This is a genomic window from Lactobacillus fornicalis (genome assembly GCF_055362665.1).
In genome coordinates this window covers 136,842-154,122 of sequence record NZ_JBLTIM010000005.1, presented here as the reverse complement: position 1 = coordinate 154,122, position 17,281 = coordinate 136,842, and the positions used below count along the sequence as shown (strand labels likewise).

General features: G+C 33.0%; 19 protein-coding genes and 1 other annotated feature. Of the genes, 17 read left to right on the top strand and 2 right to left on the bottom strand.

Features of this window, described 5'->3' with window-relative positions:
* Positions 1-42 precede the first annotated feature (42 nt).
* The 13 genes from ACNDLV_RS01805 (at position 43) to ACNDLV_RS01745 (ending at position 10,871) form a co-directional block, all read left to right on the top strand.
* Entirely contained in the window at positions 43-573 is a 531-nt protein-coding gene (locus ACNDLV_RS01805; RefSeq protein WP_006586459.1) for a YqeG family HAD IIIA-type phosphatase, read from the top strand.
* A complete protein-coding gene (gene yqeH / locus ACNDLV_RS01800) occupies positions 558-1,667 on the top strand; it encodes a ribosome biogenesis GTPase YqeH (protein ID WP_006586460.1) in 1,110 nt (369 codons plus the stop codon). Before ACNDLV_RS01805 ends, yqeH begins: the two co-directional genes overlap by 16 nt.
* A 13-nt stretch (positions 1,668-1,680) precedes the next feature.
* Entirely contained in the window at positions 1,681-2,310 is a 630-nt protein-coding gene (locus ACNDLV_RS01795) for a nicotinate-nucleotide adenylyltransferase (RefSeq protein WP_006586461.1), read from the top strand.
* Positions 2,303-2,911 (top strand): bis(5'-nucleosyl)-tetraphosphatase (symmetrical) YqeK, encoded by a 609-nt coding sequence (gene yqeK / locus ACNDLV_RS01790; protein ID WP_006586462.1) that lies wholly within the window; start codon positions 2,303-2,305, stop codon positions 2,909-2,911. The genes ACNDLV_RS01795 and yqeK overlap by 8 nt, the downstream gene beginning before the upstream one ends.
* 2 nt (positions 2,912-2,913) lie before the next feature.
* Complete coding sequence (gene rsfS, locus ACNDLV_RS01785) at positions 2,914-3,261, top strand: ribosome silencing factor (protein ID WP_006586463.1); 348 nt, start codon at positions 2,914-2,916, stop codon at positions 3,259-3,261.
* A 2-nt stretch (positions 3,262-3,263) separates the two neighbouring features.
* A complete protein-coding gene (locus ACNDLV_RS01780) occupies positions 3,264-4,418 on the top strand; it encodes a nucleotidyltransferase (protein ID WP_006586464.1) in 1,155 nt (384 codons plus the stop codon).
* The gene (locus tag ACNDLV_RS01775) at positions 4,418-4,963 is read left to right on the top strand and encodes a DUF177 domain-containing protein (protein ID WP_006586465.1); all 546 of its coding nucleotides are present in this window, start codon (positions 4,418-4,420) and stop codon (positions 4,961-4,963) included. Before ACNDLV_RS01780 ends, ACNDLV_RS01775 begins: the two co-directional genes overlap by 1 nt.
* 174 nt (positions 4,964-5,137) lie before the next feature.
* The gene (locus tag ACNDLV_RS01770; RefSeq protein WP_006586466.1) at positions 5,138-5,860 is read left to right on the top strand and encodes a response regulator transcription factor; all 723 of its coding nucleotides are present in this window, start codon (positions 5,138-5,140) and stop codon (positions 5,858-5,860) included.
* Positions 5,835-7,403 carry a HAMP domain-containing sensor histidine kinase gene (locus ACNDLV_RS01765; RefSeq protein ID WP_006587152.1) on the top strand — a complete coding sequence of 523 codons (1,569 nt, stop codon included), beginning with the start codon at positions 5,835-5,837 and terminating at the stop codon, positions 7,401-7,403. Before ACNDLV_RS01770 ends, ACNDLV_RS01765 begins: the two co-directional genes overlap by 26 nt.
* A gap of 128 nt (positions 7,404-7,531) precedes the next feature.
* Positions 7,532-8,401, top strand: coding sequence for an ABC transporter ATP-binding protein (locus tag ACNDLV_RS01760; protein WP_006586468.1), 870 nt, complete (start codon positions 7,532-7,534; stop codon positions 8,399-8,401).
* A gap of 2 nt (positions 8,402-8,403) precedes the next feature.
* A complete protein-coding gene (locus ACNDLV_RS01755; protein WP_022091113.1) occupies positions 8,404-9,141 on the top strand; it encodes an ABC transporter permease in 738 nt (245 codons plus the stop codon).
* A gap of 18 nt (positions 9,142-9,159) precedes the next feature.
* Positions 9,160-10,263, top strand: a complete 1,104-nt coding sequence (locus tag ACNDLV_RS01750; RefSeq protein ID WP_006586470.1) for a sensor histidine kinase — start codon at positions 9,160-9,162, stop codon at positions 10,261-10,263.
* A gap of 2 nt (positions 10,264-10,265) precedes the next feature.
* A complete protein-coding gene (locus ACNDLV_RS01745) occupies positions 10,266-10,871 on the top strand; it encodes a response regulator transcription factor (RefSeq protein WP_006586471.1) in 606 nt (201 codons plus the stop codon).
* Between the two features lie 34 nt (positions 10,872-10,905).
* Here the strand turns inward: ACNDLV_RS01745 and yidC are convergent, their stop codons facing one another.
* Both yidC and ACNDLV_RS01735 read right to left on the bottom strand, forming a co-directional pair.
* Positions 10,906-11,880, bottom strand: a complete 975-nt coding sequence (gene yidC, locus ACNDLV_RS01740; protein ID WP_006586472.1) for a membrane protein insertase YidC — start codon at positions 11,878-11,880, stop codon at positions 10,906-10,908.
* Positions 11,881-11,936: 56 nt separating this feature from the next.
* Complete coding sequence (locus ACNDLV_RS01735) at positions 11,937-12,212, bottom strand: acylphosphatase (RefSeq protein ID WP_006586473.1); 276 nt, start codon at positions 12,210-12,212, stop codon at positions 11,937-11,939.
* A gap of 85 nt (positions 12,213-12,297) precedes the next feature.
* Between ACNDLV_RS01735 and ACNDLV_RS01730 the strand changes: the two genes are divergently transcribed.
* The 4 genes from ACNDLV_RS01730 (at position 12,298) to pheT (ending at position 17,245) form a co-directional block, all read left to right on the top strand.
* Positions 12,298-13,065 carry a TrmH family RNA methyltransferase gene (locus tag ACNDLV_RS01730; protein ID WP_006586474.1) on the top strand — a complete coding sequence of 256 codons (768 nt, stop codon included), beginning with the start codon at positions 12,298-12,300 and terminating at the stop codon, positions 13,063-13,065.
* A 72-nt stretch (positions 13,066-13,137) separates the two neighbouring features.
* Positions 13,138-13,488 (top strand): winged helix-turn-helix transcriptional regulator, encoded by a 351-nt coding sequence (locus ACNDLV_RS01725; protein WP_006587153.1) that lies wholly within the window; start codon positions 13,138-13,140, stop codon positions 13,486-13,488.
* 58 nt (positions 13,489-13,546) lie between these two features.
* Positions 13,547-13,750 (top strand) — a binding site (T-box leader).
* 36 nt (positions 13,751-13,786) lie between these two features.
* Positions 13,787-14,836, top strand: coding sequence for a phenylalanine--tRNA ligase subunit alpha (gene pheS, locus ACNDLV_RS01720; protein WP_006587154.1), 1,050 nt, complete (start codon positions 13,787-13,789; stop codon positions 14,834-14,836).
* Positions 14,837-17,245, top strand: coding sequence for a phenylalanine--tRNA ligase subunit beta (pheT, locus tag ACNDLV_RS01715; protein ID WP_006586477.1), 2,409 nt, complete (start codon positions 14,837-14,839; stop codon positions 17,243-17,245).
* The last annotated feature ends 36 nt before the right edge of the window (positions 17,246-17,281 follow it).

Here is a 17,281-nt window from a genome sequence, read left to right as displayed (position 1 = left end):
TTTTTTCATATAATAAAGAGTACATAAAATAGGAGTAGATTAATGATTTTTAGACCAATTTATACGATTGATACAATATATCATTTAGATCCCACTGAATTGAAAAAAATGGGTATTAAGGCTGTTTTTTCTGATTTAGATAATACTTTACTTGCATGGAATATCAGAGATAGTAGTCAAGAAATGGCAATCTTAAATAAGAAATTAGCTGAAGCAGGAATTAAGTTGATAGTTATTTCAAATAATAATCCTGAACGTGTAAGTAAGGCTGTAAGTAAATTTGATGTTGCTTTTTGGGCAAATGCAAGAAAGCCTTTACCATTTGGCATTTTAAAAGCACTTGAGCATTATAATTTATCAAAAGAAAACGTTATAATGGTAGGCGACCAGTTAATCACTGATATTCAAGCCGGTAATTTGGCAGGTGTTAAGACAGTTTTAGTCAAGCCTCTTGTTGAAACTGATAAATGGAATACAAGGATTAATCGCTTTTTTGAGAAGATTATCTTTTTCTTTTTAAATATAAACAAAAAAATTGAGTTCAAGGAGAGCCTAAAATGGATGAAGAATTAAGATGTATTGGTTGTGGGGCTGTTTTACAGAGCCAAGATGAAAATGAAGCTGGTTTTTTGCCTGCAAGTGCATTAAATAAGGCTCTTGAAGGAGAAAACCAAGAAGTATATTGTAAGCGTTGCTTTAGATTACGACATTATAGTGAAATTATGCCAGTGGAATTGAATAATGATGATTTCCTTCGTTTATTAAATTCACTCGGTGACAAAAAAGCTTTAATTGTTAATGTGGTAGATTTATTTGACTTCAACAATTCGCTGATTCCATCATTAAAACGTTTTGTTGGCAATAATGATTTTATTTTAGTTGGCAATAAAGTTGATCTTTTCCCACTCAATTCTAAGGAATCTAAGATCAAAGATTGGATGCGTCAAGAAGCAAATAGAATGGGACTTTATCCCAAGGATATTTTCTTGATTAGTGCTGCTAAAAAGAGAAACTTACAAGATTTAATTGCATATTTAGATCGAGCATCACAAAATCAAGATGTATACTTCGTAGGTACAACAAATGTTGGTAAATCAACTTTAATTAATTCAATTATTGATTTAATGGGGGATGTAAAGGATTTAATTACCACTTCTCGTTTCCCAGGGACTACACTTGACCAAATAAAGATTCCTCTTGATTCAGGGCATTATCTAGTTGATACTCCAGGAATTATGACAGATAAGCAGCTAGCATCATATTTAAATTCGAAAGATTTAGATTTGATTGCTCCTAAAAAGCCATTAAAGCCAGCAACTTATCAGCTTAATAGTGGGCAAACCCTCTTTTTAGGTGGTTTAGGTAGAATCGACTTTGTTAGTGGTGAAAAGACAAGTTTTACTGTTTATACTGCACGCGGATTGTATGTACATCGTACTAAAACTGAAAATGCTGATGAATTTTATGAAAAGCATGTTGGTGATTTACTTACCCCACCACATGGAGATGAAAATTTACCAGCAATGAAAGGCCAAACTTATCATCCGACTACTAAAAGTGATTTGTTATTTGGAGGAATTGGGTTTATTACTGTTCCAGCTGGTGTGGTAGTTAAGACTTACTTACCAGGAGGAATTGGTCAAGGGATTAGACGTGCTTTAATTTAATAGAGGTATAAAAATGGACTGTGTTGTAGCAAATAAGCCTAAAGTTAGGGCTCAAGAAATTAAGAAAGTTTCAGGTAAACAAATTGGGATTATGGGAGGTACCTTTAATCCAGTTCATATTGCTCACTTAGTCGCAGCAGAACAAGTGATGACCAAATTACACTTAGATGAAGTTTGGTTTATTCCAGATAATATTCCTCCTCATAAAGAATTGGCTTTAAATATTCCAGCTGAGGATCGGGCCAATATGCTTGAACTTGCTACAAAAAATAATCCTAAATTCAAGGTTATGCTTCTTGAATTGTATCGTGGTGGAATTTCTTATACGATTGATACAATGCATTATTTAAAAAAAGAAGCTCCTGAAAATAATTATTACTTGATTATGGGCAGTGATCAGGTAAATTCATTCCACACATGGAAAGATGCAGATGAGTTAGCGAGATTGGCTACTTTAGTAGGAATTCGTCGCCCAGGTTATACTCAAGAAGCACATTACCCATTGATTTGGGTTGATGCTCCTGATATTCGCTTATCATCAACCGCAATCCGCCATGCTGTAAAAACTGGCACTTCAATTAGATATTTAGTCCCTGATAGCGTTCGAGAATATATTGAACAAAGGGGGCTGTATCGTGACTGATTTCTTATTAAGCAAAACTTTTTCTAATTTAACTAGTGATGAATTAGTAGACAAGGTACAAGCTAATATGGATGAAGCACGCTTTCGGCATTGCCAAGGCGTTAGTATTACTGCAAGAAAGTTAGCTAAACTTAATAATTATGATGAAGATAAGGCTGCTTTAGCTGGGTTTATTCATGATTATGCCAAGCAAGTAGCTAATGAAGAATTTATTCGTGTAATTAAAGATAAAAGCAATGGATTTGATCAAGATCTATTAAATTGGAATCGGGCAATCTGGCATGGAATTGTTGGAACTTACTTTATTAAACGTGATTTAGGTATTACGGATTCAGAAATTTTAACAGCAATAAGGCGTCATACTACAGGGGATGTGGAAATGACAACTTTAGATAAGATTGTCTTTGTTGCTGATTATATTGAGCCTGGACGTAGCTTTTCTGGTGTAGATGAAGCAAGAGAAGTTACTTTTGCTAACTTAAATGATGGTGTTGGTTATGAATTGGCCCATACATTGCAGTTTTTAGCAAATAATCGACAAAAAATATATCCTAAAACATTAGCAGCATATAATGTTTGGGGAATTAAAAAGGAGAAATAAATTTGAATAGTGAAAAATTATTAGATATTACTTTAGACGCAATTAGTGACCGCCATGGTGAAGCAACTGAAGCATATGATATGCGAGGAATTAGCATCTTAGCAGATTTCTATATTGTAACTAGTGCTAGTTCTAACAGACAATTGCACGCTTTAGTGAATAGTATTTTAGATAAAGTAAGAGAATATGATTACCACGATTATCGGGTGGAAGGAACTAGAGATTCCAATTGGCTTTTGGTTGATTTAGGAGATATTGTTGTAAACATCTTTACTGAAGATGCTCGTGACTTTTATGGACTTGAAAGTCTTTGGGCAAACGGTAAAAAACTAGATATTCCTGAGGACTAGTAATGTCAGTTGTTGGAATTATTGCAGAATATAACCCTTTTCATTCAGGCCATGAATTTTTAATGAATCAGGCTAGATTAAAAGCTGGCGAGGATCCAATTATCGTAATAATGTCTGGAAACTATGTACAAAGAGGTGAAATGGCAATTACGGATAAGTGGACTCGTGCCAAATATGCTTTAACTAGTGGTGCAGATTTAGTTTTTCAAATGCCTTTTGCTACAAGTGTTCAAGCAGCTGATATTTTTGCAAAAGGTAGTATGGAAATTTTAAGCAAATTAGGTTGTGAGGAATTGGTTTTTGGTGTAGAAGATGCCAATTTAAACTTCGCTTATTTAGGTGAAAAAATTAAACAAATTCCAGAAAGTAAAATGGACTTTAATGATTATACTCAAACTTATTCAACTCAATATAACCAAATGGTTGCTCGTGAAGTTGGTAGAGAAGTTAATGAACCTAACATTATTTTGGCTTTAGCTTATGCTGTTGCTAATGCAGATTTAGCCAAAAAATTAAAATTAAGTCCCATTACTAGAATTGGTGCTAATCATGATGACTTACTTGAGCGTGAAAAGGTAGTTCAAAGTGCAAGTGCAATTAGAAATCTTTTGCTTGAAGAACCTGATTTAGCTGATTTAAAACAATGGCTACCTAAGGCAGAAGCAGAGCAATTATTAGCTCAGAGTGTTTATCCTAATTGGAATTTATTATTTCCATTTTTAAAATATAAAATTGAATCAGCTAGTTTAGCTGAATTGCAACAAATTTATCAAATGAGTGAAGGTTTAGAATACAAGTTAAAAGCAGAAATTCATGAAGCACGGGATTTTACAGAATTTTTAAGACATATTAAGTCTAAACGGTATACCTATTCTAGACTAAGAAGATTATGCTTATATACTTTATTAGGAGTAACTAATGAAGATATTGCTAATAGTCAAGCGGACGTTTCGAGTGTTCTTTTAGGGTACAGTAAGCGCGGAAGAAACTATTTAAAGAAAATACGAAAAGATGTTGAATTGCCAATTATTTCTAAAGTCGATCATAAAAATAGTCAAATAGGCAGTTTGGCACTTGATGTAAGAGTAGATCGTTTATTTGAACAAATTATTGGCCGTGATCAAAACTTTGGTCAAAAACCAATCGAGGTGAAATAATGCTAACAATTAATTTTTCTCAAATAAAAAAAAGCAAAGAACCATTAACTGAAATTACCACGAAGCTAGAAACAAGACCTGAATTTTTTGCAAGAGCTAAAGAATTGTTGCTTGATGCTAAGAATATTCAGGTTAAGGGGCAAATGTTTTATCAGGAACCTTTTGTAACAGGAAATTTTCAAGTAGAAGCTGATGTTGTTGCTCCATCAAGTAGGTCATTAGCGCCTGTTCCGATGCATTTGAATTTTTCTTTTACTGAAAATTATTTAGATCGTGAACCAACTAATGAGGAAAAAGAAGAAGTAGATATGATTGTTCCAATTGATAAGGATACAATTGACTTGCAAACAGCAATTGAAGATAATTTGTTATTAAGTTTGCCAACGACTATCCTTACCAAAGATGAAGAAGAAAATAATGAGTTCCCTCAAGGGACTGGATGGGAAGTAGTTTCGGAAGAAAGTTTAGAAAAGCAAAATGAAGAAAAAATCAATCCAGCTTTTGCTAAATTAAAAGATTTATTCCCAGATAGTGATGAAAAATAAAGCCTTTTTTAAGGCTTTTTTCTTTTGGGGCTTGATTATTGTCAAAGCTTAGTTTTTAATATATTATTGAATTATTAAAAAGGAAGGTAAATCTATTTTATTTTTAAAATGGATTTATTTTCTTAGATAACATCATTTAAAATTTTAATAAATAGAAGGTAGAGATCAGAAAGAATGGCTAAGATTTTAATTATTGAAGATGAAAAGAATTTAGCCCGTTTTGTTCAATTAGAATTACAACATGAAGAATATGAAACTGTTGTAGAAAATAATGGACGTCGGGGTTTGGATTTAGCATTAAATGAAAAGTTTGATGCAATTTTACTTGATTTAATGTTACCAGACTTGAATGGCCTAGAAATTGCTCGTCGTGTACGCCAAGTTAAAACTACACCAATTATCATGATGACTGCAAGAGATTCAGTTATTGACCGTGTTTCTGGCTTAGATCATGGTGCAGATGATTATATTGTAAAACCTTTTGCAATTGAAGAATTATTAGCTCGTTTACGTGCCGTTTTACGTAGAGTAAACATTGAAAAGAAAGTTTCAAGCAATGCAGCAATTAAGCAAAAAGTGGTTAAGTTTAATGATTTAACTATTGAAACTGCAAACAGAATTGTGCATAGAGGCGATAAGACAATCGATCTTACTAAGCGTGAATATAACTTGCTTATGACTTTGATTGATAATAAGAATAATGTAGTAAGCCGTGAACAATTGCTGAACAAGATTTGGGGACCTGATTCTAATATTGAAACTAATGTTGTTGAAGTATATGTTCGTTATTTAAGAAATAAAATTGATGCTCCTGACCGTCCTTCATATATTAAGACTGTCAGAGGTACAGGTTACATGGTAAGAGAAGACGATGCACCAGTTCCAGAAGCAAACTAAAAAGAAAGAGACCAAAAATACGTCATTAGTCAAGAAATGGGTGAGTCTTGTAGCTTTGACTATTACGGTCTCTTTTCTTGTTTTTTCCGTAATTATTTATTCAATTGTTAGCCAACAGTTTTTAAATCAAGAGCGTCAAGTTGCTGAAACTGTTGTTGAAAATTTTGAACATCGTTTAAGTTCAATTAATAAGGAATTGCAGATTTCAAATGTGGTTCCCACTTTATCACCTACAACACAAAGGATTTTAAATGGTGGTCCAACAATTTCAGCTGCTGATAATAATACTAGTTCGACTGAAAATGGCTTTAGTGATGATATTTTGCAAAATTTAACAAATCAAGATATCAGTGTAGTGATTTTTGATAAATCAGGTGATGTTGTTTTTTCTAATGGTAAAAATCAGGCAGATTTTTTATCTAATATAACTCATAAGGAAGAACAAATTAAATTAAATTTAGGTAAACAAAGTTTGACGATTTATCAGCCAATTCGCTCAGCCAATAATCGCAAAATTACGGGGTATATTGCTGTAACAGATGATATGTCCAATTTCAATTCAATGATGGACAAAGTTAGAGCATGGATGATTGGAATTTCAATTGGAGCTACTATAATCTTTATTTTGATATCTTACTTCATTATTAGAGGAATTGTTTGGCCATTGAATGCAATGTCCAAAGTTGCAAGACAAATTAAAAAAGACCCTAATAGTGATGTTAGAATTCCTGATTTGAAACGGGATGATGAATTGGGAGAATTAGCTCAGAGTTTTGATCAAATGCTTGACCGAGTTCAGGGATATATCCAGCAACAAAAGCAATTTGTTGGAGATGTGTCCCATGAATTGAGGACACCAGTTGCCGTAATTGAGGGACATCTTTCTTTACTTGAACGTTGGGGCAAAAATGATCCACAAATTTTAGATGAGTCGATAAAGGCTAGTTTACAAGAAGCAGAAAGAATGAAGCATTTAATTCAAGAAATGCTCGATTTAACTAGAGCTGAACAAATTGACATTCAATATCCTAATGAAGTAACTAATGTTTCTGAAGTTTTAACCAGAGTAGTAAGTGATTTACAACTCGTTCATCAAGACTTTACTTTGCGACTTAATAATGATTTAAATGAAGATACAATGATTCAAATGTATCATAGTCATTTTGAACAATTGTTGATTATTTTAATTGATAATGCAATAAAGTATTCAACTGATCGCAATGAAGTTATTATTAGTTCAAGTGTTGAAGATGGTGAAGTAGTTGTAAGTGTTCAAGACTTTGGTGAGGGAATTTCTGAAAGCGAAAAAAGTAAGATCTTTAACCGCTTTTATCGAGTTGATAAGGCAAGAACCCGTGAAAAGGGCGGTAATGGATTAGGATTATCAATCGCTCAAAAACTAACCCAAAGTTATCATGGGAAGATTAGTGTTGATTCAGTGTTAGGTAATGGAAGTAACTTTATCTTACGATTCCCTGTGTTAACTAAAAAAGAAGTTAAGCTTTTAAATAAGAAAAAAGAAAAGGCCCAAAGAGGCAAATAAGATAAAACAGCTAGGTTTTTGACCTAGCTTTTTTTTATGACAAAAGTCATAGTTTATTATGATGAAACTTACTACAGAGTGTTTTCTTTCTCCGATAGACTATAAATAGTTAAAGGAGGAAGCCAAAAATGACTTACGCAATTGAAGTACATAATCTATCTAAAGCATTTAATGAGCAAGCTGTTTTAAGCAATATTAATTTTAAAATTAAAGAAGGAGAAATTGTTGCTTTATTAGGGAAAAATGGAGCTGGGAAAACCACTTTAATTAGGTTACTTAATGATTTGCTTTCTAAAGATACTGGAACAGTTAAAATCTTTGGTCAATCAAAACCAAATCGAAATTTAATTGGCGTGATGCCTCAAAAATCTATTATCTTAGATCGAGTTAAAGTCAAAGAAGCGGTAAACTTAGCTAGATCATTTTATAAAAGTCCAATGCCTTTTGATAAATTAGTTGAATTGGCTAATATCGGTGCTTTACTAGATAAATACACGGATAAACTATCTGGTGGACAACTAAAGCGGGTTTCTTTTGCAATTGTAATGGCAGGAAACCCTAAGCTGGTTTTCCTTGATGAACCTACAGCAGGAATGGATGTTGAAGCTAGAAATGAATTTTGGCAAAAGATAAATGGTTTTAAAAAGCTAGGGACAACTTTTTTAATAACAAGTCACTACCCAGAAGAACTTGAAAAAGTCGCAGGACGTTATTTGATTATTAACAATCACCGACTAGTTTTTGATGGCAGTTTAGAGCAAATGAAAAAGCAAAATCAAACTGTTAAAGTTAGCTTTGTTAGTCAACTTGAAAAAGTTAGCTTTGTTAATTTACCTGCAGTTGTTGATATTAACGAAAATAACAATCACTATGTTTTAAAAGTTAATGGCTTGAATGCATTTTTACCAAGCTTTATCAAATATCTCAATCAAGTGGAAAACCTTGAAATCTCTCAAAGTAATCTCGAAAACTTAATGAAAAAATGGATGGAGGATTAATAATGAATAATTTTGCCTATCAATTGAAGATAAATTTAAAGCGTTTTTTACTTAGAAACCCCTTCTTCTTTATTTTCATAATTTCTTTACCTGCAGTTTTTTACTTAATTTATACCAAAGTAGCAATTACTGATGCACCTGCAGGTTGGAATAAGCGCTTTTTAGTAAGTATGATTGTTTATGGTATTTTAATAAATTCGCTATCAACACTTTCTCGAATTTTATCAAGTGACGATAAAAAAGGTTTCAAACTATTTGTTAAATTATCCCCAACTAGTTTAAACAGTTATTATGCAAATATTTTTTTAGTATTTGAGTTTATGAATATAATTGCTGTTTCGGCAGTAGCATTAGTTGGCGTTTTTATTAATAAGGTTAATTTATCTTTAGAAAATTGGCTTGTTTTACTGGTTGCAGTACCAGTTTTATGTTTACCTTTTGCCTTACTAGGAGTCTTAATTTCTTTTGTTGGCGATGAAAATGCAGTTGGTGCATTGGCAAACTTACTTATGTTTACAATTGCAATTTTGTCGGGACTATGGTGGCCTTTGAGCATGATGCCTGATTATTTACAAAAAATCGGCAAAATCATGCCAGGGTATCCAGCTTCTCAATTAAGTTTAGATTTATTACTAAAGCAAAATATGAGTGGTAATCAATTACAAACTTTATTCGTCTGGCTAATTGTGCTAATTTTAATCTTAGGACTAGTTGTCAAAAATAAGGGGCGTAAAGCTTAATAGCCAAGGAGTAAAATATTGAAAGAATTTCTTAATAGGCATGTCCTTTTTCCAAAAAAGTATGGGGCAATGCCTTATTACTATTTATTGTTTTTATTTTTTGCAGTTTTTGCTGCATTACCGATAAAAAACTTATTTGACTGGGTTTGTTTTTTAGCATTAATACCATTTGCTAAATTTTATCGTGATTCATATGGCGAAGAAATCCCAAATTATGATTGGGAAATTACTGCCATGATTGCAATTGCGGCATTATGGGTTATTAATTATCAATATTATTATAATTTTATTTTTGCAGGTTTTTGTATTGGTTTTAGTGAAATTAAACCCCATATTTTCAAAAATAGAGTAGTAATCTATCTTAGTTCTGTAACAGCATGTGCAGTTTATACGGTTATTAAGCAGGGGTTTGATATTAATTTGTTTTTTGGCTTGCTTTTTGCATACTCTTGCGTCTTTTTTGCTCATTCTTTCGCTGTTTCTCAAAGAAAAAGATTCGTGTTAAAACAAGATAATGAAAGATTATCAATTATTATTAAGCAATCTGAACGTGATCGCATTGCTGGGCAACTTCATGACAATTTAGGACAAGTTTTTTCAACTTTAGCCATTAATGCTGATTTGGCAGAGAAACTGGTTGATAAAAAACCAGACTTAGCCAAGAAGCAAATTCAGCAAATTGGCGAGAATGCGAGGGATAATTTAAATCTCGTTCGGGAAATCGTAGCTGATTTACGTAAGCAAAAGTTAGTTCAGGTCTTAGCTGTTGAAAGTGAAAATCTAGAAAATGCCAAATTTGATTTGACAACCGAAAATCAAGCACAAGCCTTTACTTGGCCTGATAATATCCAAAATGAGTTATCATTTATTATTAGAGAAGCTATTGCCAACGCGATTCGATATAGCCATGGTAATTTAGTTAGAATTACTTTTAATGAAGATTCTAATAATTATTTTGTTAGAATTAAAGATAATGGAATTGGATTTAAAAATAAAGCTAATACTAGTCGTGAACATTTTGGGATTAGTGGGATGCAAACAAGAACTGAAAAATTAAAAGGAAGCTTTGCAATTTCTGACAAAAATGGTGTTGAAATTAGTATTAGTATTCCTAAGGAGTAGTTATGACACGGTTATTTTTAGCTGAAGATCAAGAATTGTTAAATTCAGCCTTGAAGATGTTGTTAGATTTAGAAGATGATTTTGAAGTTGTAGGAACTAGCTTGACGGGTGAAGATGTTGCAAATAAAATCATCACTTTAAAGGTTGAGGTTGCATTACTAGATATAGAAATGCCGAAAGAAAGTGGCTTAGAAATTGCTAAAGAGTTACGTGAGCAGAACTATCCTGGAAAAATAATTATTTTGACTACCTTTGCTCGAGCTAATTACTTTAAAGAAGCATTAGCTCAAAAAGTTGATGGCTACCTCTTAAAAGATAGTCCAAGTGATTCGCTGGTAAAGGCAATTAGGGCTATTTTAGATGGGAATACAGTCTTTGATCCCAAGCTGGTAAGTGGTGTTTTAAATGAAGTAGATAACCCCTTAACAAATCGTGAAATGGATATTTTAAAAATGTTGGAACAAGTAGCTACCACCAAAGAACTAGCTCAAAAATTATTTTTATCAGAAGGGACAGTTCGCAACTATATTTCTTCTATCTTAAGTAAAACAGGAACATCATCAAGATTGGAAGCACTTAACTTAGCACGAAATAAGGGCTGGATTTAGAGTAAAAAAAATAAAGCCAAAAGGCTTTATTTTTTTACTTATTTTCACGTTTTTGCTTTCCAGCATTTCTTTTACGCAATTCTTCTTCTGTAGAACTAGTTGAGTCTGATGAGTTAACAGAATTATCGGAATCATTTCCAATAATATCGTCAATTATTTCTTTTGTTACAACTACTTTCATTGGCTTTTCTTTTAGTTCAGCATCAATTTTGGCTTTTGCTCTTGGTAAGATAATATAAGTTACAATTACTTGTTGAATTAAAGCAATTATCCCACCAACTAAGAAGTAAAGACCCAATGCACCTGGTGTAGACATTGAAATAAATAATGTCATTAATGGACTAATAAAAATAGTTGATTGCATTGCTGCTCGTTGTTGCTCACTAACTCCACGAAGCATTAATAAACTTTGAGCTAAGTAAAATAGTGCACCGACAATTGCAAAAAGTAGTGATGGCTTACCAAGTGATACTCCGAAAAAGCTTGATTTATATAGAGCATCTGAATAGGCTACTGCTTGATAAATACCAATCATGAAAGGAAATTGAACAATTAATGGTAGACAGCCAATTCCACCAGTGATACTTAAATTGTTTTCACGGTAAACTTTTTGTTGAAGTTGGCTGATTTGCATTTGCTTATCAGGAGTTAAAGAACGATCTTTTAAGGCGTCTTGGATAAGTTTGAATTGGTCTTGTAAGCGACTAACCTTTTCTTGCTGAATCGTTGACTTTTTAGAACTTGAAAGCATTAAAGGTAATAGTACAAAACGAATTACAGCTGTAATAATTGCAATTGCCCAACCAGCACCATTTGTACCTCCGATGGCATTTTCAGTTGCTAGCATAATATTTCTTATTGGGATACCAATAAACTGATAGATTAACCCAAAAAAGCCACCTTTTGGTGCAGCGTTTGCACCAGTCTTGTAAGCAGCACAACCAGTTAGAATAACTGCTAACATAGCCACTAAACTAACTAACAGTAAGATTTTTTTGTTTTTTTTCATTAATTAAATACACCACTTAATTTCTATAAATTCTCTGTTTTAAATAAAACAACTTGCTAATATTTTACCGTAAAACGGGTCAAAGGTGCCACATTTGTCAACTGTTTTTGTTCAATTTTATCAATTCTTGCAGTAGGACCTTGGGCAGATGGTAATTCTTGAATAAATTTTTCTAAAATATAATCTTTCCCCTGAACAAGGATAGTTACACTACCATCATTTTCATTTCTTACCCAGCCCTTTAAGAAAAACTTCTTTGCTAATATTTGAGTACACCATCTAAATCCGACCCCTTGAACTAGTCCGTATACATGAATTTCTCTTGTTTCCATAATTTTTTCTCCTTATGAATACAATCTACTATTTAATATTTTAAACTTCTAACATAAAATAGTGTAGTGAACTAAGGAGAATGACATGCAAAAAATTACATCAACAACAAATCAAACAATAAAAAATTTAGCTAAGCTAAATAAGAAAAAATATCGTGAACAAGAAGGCTTTTATTTAATTGAAGGTTTTCATCTAGTAGATGAAGCTTTTAAAAGTAAACTTAATTTTAAGTATTTATTAGCTACTCAAGCTGCTTTTGAAAAGTTGAGTATTCAATACCACTTAGACTTAACTGATAAACGCTTAATTCAAATTAATGAGCGAGTTGCTAAGCATCTTAGTGCAACAACTAATTCGCAAGATGTATTTATGGTTTTAAAAATAAATCAACCTAAGCATTTTACTTTTAATTTTGGTAAATGGATATTACTTGATTCATTAGCTGATCCTGGTAATATTGGTACAATTATTAGAACGGCAGATGCAGCTGGTTTTAATGGGGTAGTATTATCAGAAAATTGTGCTGATTTATACAATCCTAAAACACAAAGAGCAATGCAAGGAAGTCAATTCCATATTCCAATCATCAAAGCGGACCTTTTAAAAACAATTGAGCAATTTAAAGAAAATTATATTCCGGTTTATGCGTCAGTTTTAGATGATGAAGCAAAAGAATTGCCTGATTTTGAAAAAACTAAAGAATTGGCTTTAATTATTGGAAATGAAGCTAATGGTGTAAGTGGGGATGCTGTAAATTTGGCTGATGAAAAATTATTTATTCCTATAAAGGGTCAAGCCGAATCATTAAATGCAGCAATTGCAGCAGGTATTATGATTTATCACTTTGCTTAAATTTCTCACTTGTAATTAGTAAGTGAAAGCAAGTATAATTATATTAACAACAAATTTAAAGGAGGAAGACATATGTCAACTGCTTCTCAAGAAAAAGATGGTTGCCAAGGCTGTCACAATAAGTTTGAAAACTGCGAACATTTTATCAATGCCTTTGCTTTTATTGGTAAAAAATGGAATGGATTAATTATTAGCTCATTATGTAGTTTTACTCCGATGCGTTTTAAAGACTTGGCTAATGCGGTTCATGCTTGTTCAGATCGAGTATTAGTTGAACGACTAAAAGAATTAGAAGAATTAAAGATTGTTAAGCGCTCAGTTTCAGATTCAGGTATTATTACTTATAAGCTAACTAAAAAAGGCGCAGAATTAAAGCCTGTATTTGATCAAGTTCATGAGTGGGCTGATCGATGGGAAGTATAAAGAATACTAGTTGCATGTTTTTGCTAAAAGTTTTAAGATACTAACTATAACAATAAAGATAAAAACATTTAGCAAGACTAGTAGTAAGTTCTTTTACTTAACAGAGAGGATTATTTAGCTGAGATTAATCTAAGTTATGGCTTATGAATTTCACCTTGTAAGTTGAATTTTAATCAATTCCGGTATTTCCCGTTATCGAAAGTTAAGTGTAGGGATATTCTATCCCTAAACGAGGGTGGTACCGCGAAGCTTCGTCCCTGTTGGGGCGAAGCTTTTTTTGTTTAGAAAGGGACGCAGTATGGATTTATTTGAAAGATTGGCTAAATTACGTGATGAAGGTTTAGCACAAATTCAAAAAGCTGAAAATGAAAAGAAGTTAAACGATGTACGGGTAACTTTAGTTGGTAAAAAGGGAGAATTAACTGAAATTCTTCACTCAATGAAGGAAGTTGCGCCTGAAAATCGTCGAGAAGTTGGTCAAAGAGTTAATGAATTACGTGACTTGTTTAATCAAAAACTTGATGATGCTAAAAAAGATCTTTTGAAAAAGTTAGTTGCTGAAAAATTAAAGGCGGAAGCAGTTGATGTTACCTTACCAGGTAGAAAAACTCGTCTTGGTTCTAAGCACGTAATTAGAATTATTCAAGATGATTTAGAAAGATTTTTCATTGGTATGGGCTTTCAAGTGGTTCAAGGACCAGAAATTGAAACAGAGCATTATAATTTCGAAATGCTTAACTTACCTAAGGATCACCCAGCTCGTGATATGCAAGCTACTTTCTTTGTTGATGAAGGTCATCTTTTACGAAGCCAAACTTCTCCTGTTCAAGCTAGAACAATGGAAAAACATAATTTTGAAAATGGTGCTTTAAAGATGATCTCACCAGGTAAGGTTTATCGTCGTGATGATGATGATGCAACTCACTCACATCAATTTGCTCAAATGGAAGGGCTAGTTGTTGATAAAAACATTACCATGGGAGATTTGAAAGGAACTTTAGAAGCAGTTGCAAAACATGTTTTTGGTCAAGATAGAGAAACCCGGTTAAGACCAAGTTATTTTCCATTTACTGAACCAAGTGTTGAAATGGATGTTTCTTGTTTCAATTGTGATGGTAAGGGATGTCCAGTATGTAAATATACTGGTTGGATAGAAGTATTAGGTGCAGGAATGGTTCACCCTAATGTTATTAGAAATGCCGGTTTAGATCCGGAAGTTTATGGTGGCTTTGCTTTTGGTTTAGGGTTAGACCGTTTTGCAATTTTGAAATATGGTGTAGATGATATTCGTGATTTCTATACTAATGACATTAGATTCTTAACACAATTTCGTCAGGAGGAAGACTAGATGTTAGTTTCATATAAATGGTTACAAGATTTTCTAAAGTTAGATATTGATCCTAATGAGTTAGCAGAAAAAATCACTAGAACTGGGATCGAAATAGCATCAGTTGACCACCCTATGGAAGGGTTAAAAAAGATAGTGGTTGGTCACGTTTTAGAATGTGAAATGCATCCAGATTCTGATCATTTACATATTACTCAAGTTGATGTAGGTGAAGATGAACCAATTCAAGTGGTATGTGGAGCACCCAATGTTGCTGCGGGCGAATATGTTATTGTTGCTTTGCACGGAGCTAGAATTGCTGGTAATGAAAAGATTAAGCGCGGTAAAATTCGTGGTGTTGTTTCAAATGGGATGCTTTGTGGTTTACAAGAAATTGGTTTTAGCGATAGTGTTGTACCACAAGAATTTGCTGATGGAATTTTTGTATTTCCTGAAGCAATTAAACCAGGGACTGATGTTTATGAAGCCTTAGGTATGGACGATTACATTTTAGATTTTGATATCACTCCTAACCGTGCTGACACTCTTTCTATGGAAGGAGCAGCATATGAAGTTGGTGCAATTGTTGATCAAAAGCCTAACATTGAAGATGTCGCTTTAAAGGGTGACGGAAGCGATTGGACAAATGAATTAAGTGTTAGTGTAGATAAAAAGCTCGCACCAAAATTCTTAATGAGAAAAGTTTCAAATGTAAAAATTGCTCCAAGTCCACTTTGGCTTCAAACACGTTTATGGAATGCCGGAATTCGCCCAATTAACAATGTAGTTGATGCTACTAATTACGTTATGCTTTTAACGGGTCAACCAATGCATGCCTATGATGCTAGTGCATTTTCTGGTAAGTGCGAAGTTCGTTTAGCTAAAAAGGGTGAAAAATTAACTTTACTTAATGAAAATGAATTAGAATTAAATTCTGAAGATATTGTCATTACAGATGGAACTAAGCCAGTCGCCTTAGCAGGTGTTATGGGCGGGCTTAATTCAGAAGTAACAGATTCAACAACTGATGTGATTTTGGAAAGTGCAGTTTTCGACCCAGCATTAGTTAGAAAAGCTGCTTTACGGCATGATGCAAGAAGTGAATCATCTGCTCGTTTTGAAAAGGGACTTAACTGGGATAATACTGAAAAAGCACTTAACATGGCTGCACTACTTCTTAGAAATCATGCAGAAGGTACAGTTAACGAAGGCATTATTTATGCTCAAAATGAAGAAAAGCCTAAATGTGAAATTACAGCTAACTTTGCTTATTTCAACAAAATTTTGGGAACAGAATTATCAAATGAAGAAATTTTAACCATTTTCAATCGCTTAAACTTTGTAACTAAATCAGCAGGTGATGAAGTAACTGTAACTGTTCCAAATAGACGTTGGGATATTTCAATTAAAGCTGATTTAGTTGAAGAAGTTGGTCGAATTTATGGCTATGACAACATTAAGTCAACTCAACCTGTACTTGGTCAAACTCATGGTGGTTACAATGCTGATGAAATAAAGGTAAGACATTTGCGTCACTTAGTTGAGGCACAAGGTCTTGTCGAAACTATCAATTATTCATTAACTAGTGAAGATTTAGCATATTTGTTTAGAGATAAAGCATTAGCACCAGTTAAAGTTGAATGGCCACTTAATTCAGCTAGAACAACAATGAGACAAAACTTAATGGCCAGCTTGGTTGAAACTGCTAGCTATAACTTTGCTCGCAAACAAAATGAAGTTCGAATTTTTGAACAAGGGCGTGTGTATGATCATGAAAATGATGAATACAATGAACATACTCATTTAGCAGCTCTATATTCTGGCACAGTAGAAGAAGTAAATTGGCAACATATTGAAGAAAAAGTTGATTTTTACTATGTTAAAGGTCAAGTTGAAACATTATTTGATGCTGTAATTAAATCTCCTGCTAAGATTGAATATAAGGCGATTAATTTGCCTGGTATGCATCCAACTAGAACAGCCGGTATTTATATTAATGACCAATATGTGGGCTTTGTTGGACAAATTGCCCCACTTCTTAACTTGTTTGATAAGAATTTACGTGGAAAAGAACTATATGGTTACGAACTTAATTTAGATTTGATCTTGCCACTTATGGATGGTGAGACTAAATCAATGCCAGCTCCTAAATATCCAAGTGTTGAACGTGATATGTCATTATTGGTTGCTGAAAATGTAACTAGTGATGAAGTCGCAAATGTCATTCGTGAAAATGCTGGTAAATATTTAGTTAAACTTGATGTAATTGATGTATATCAAGGTAAACATATTGAAGCTGGTAAAAAGAGTTTGGCTTATAAATTAACATTCTTAAATGAAAAAGAAACTTTAACAGATGAAGTTGTAACTAAGGCTGTAAACGCAGTTAGTGAAGCTTTAACTAGTCAATTAGAAGTAGAAGTACGTTAATCTATTGACTTTCATTAGTGAATTAAATATTATTGA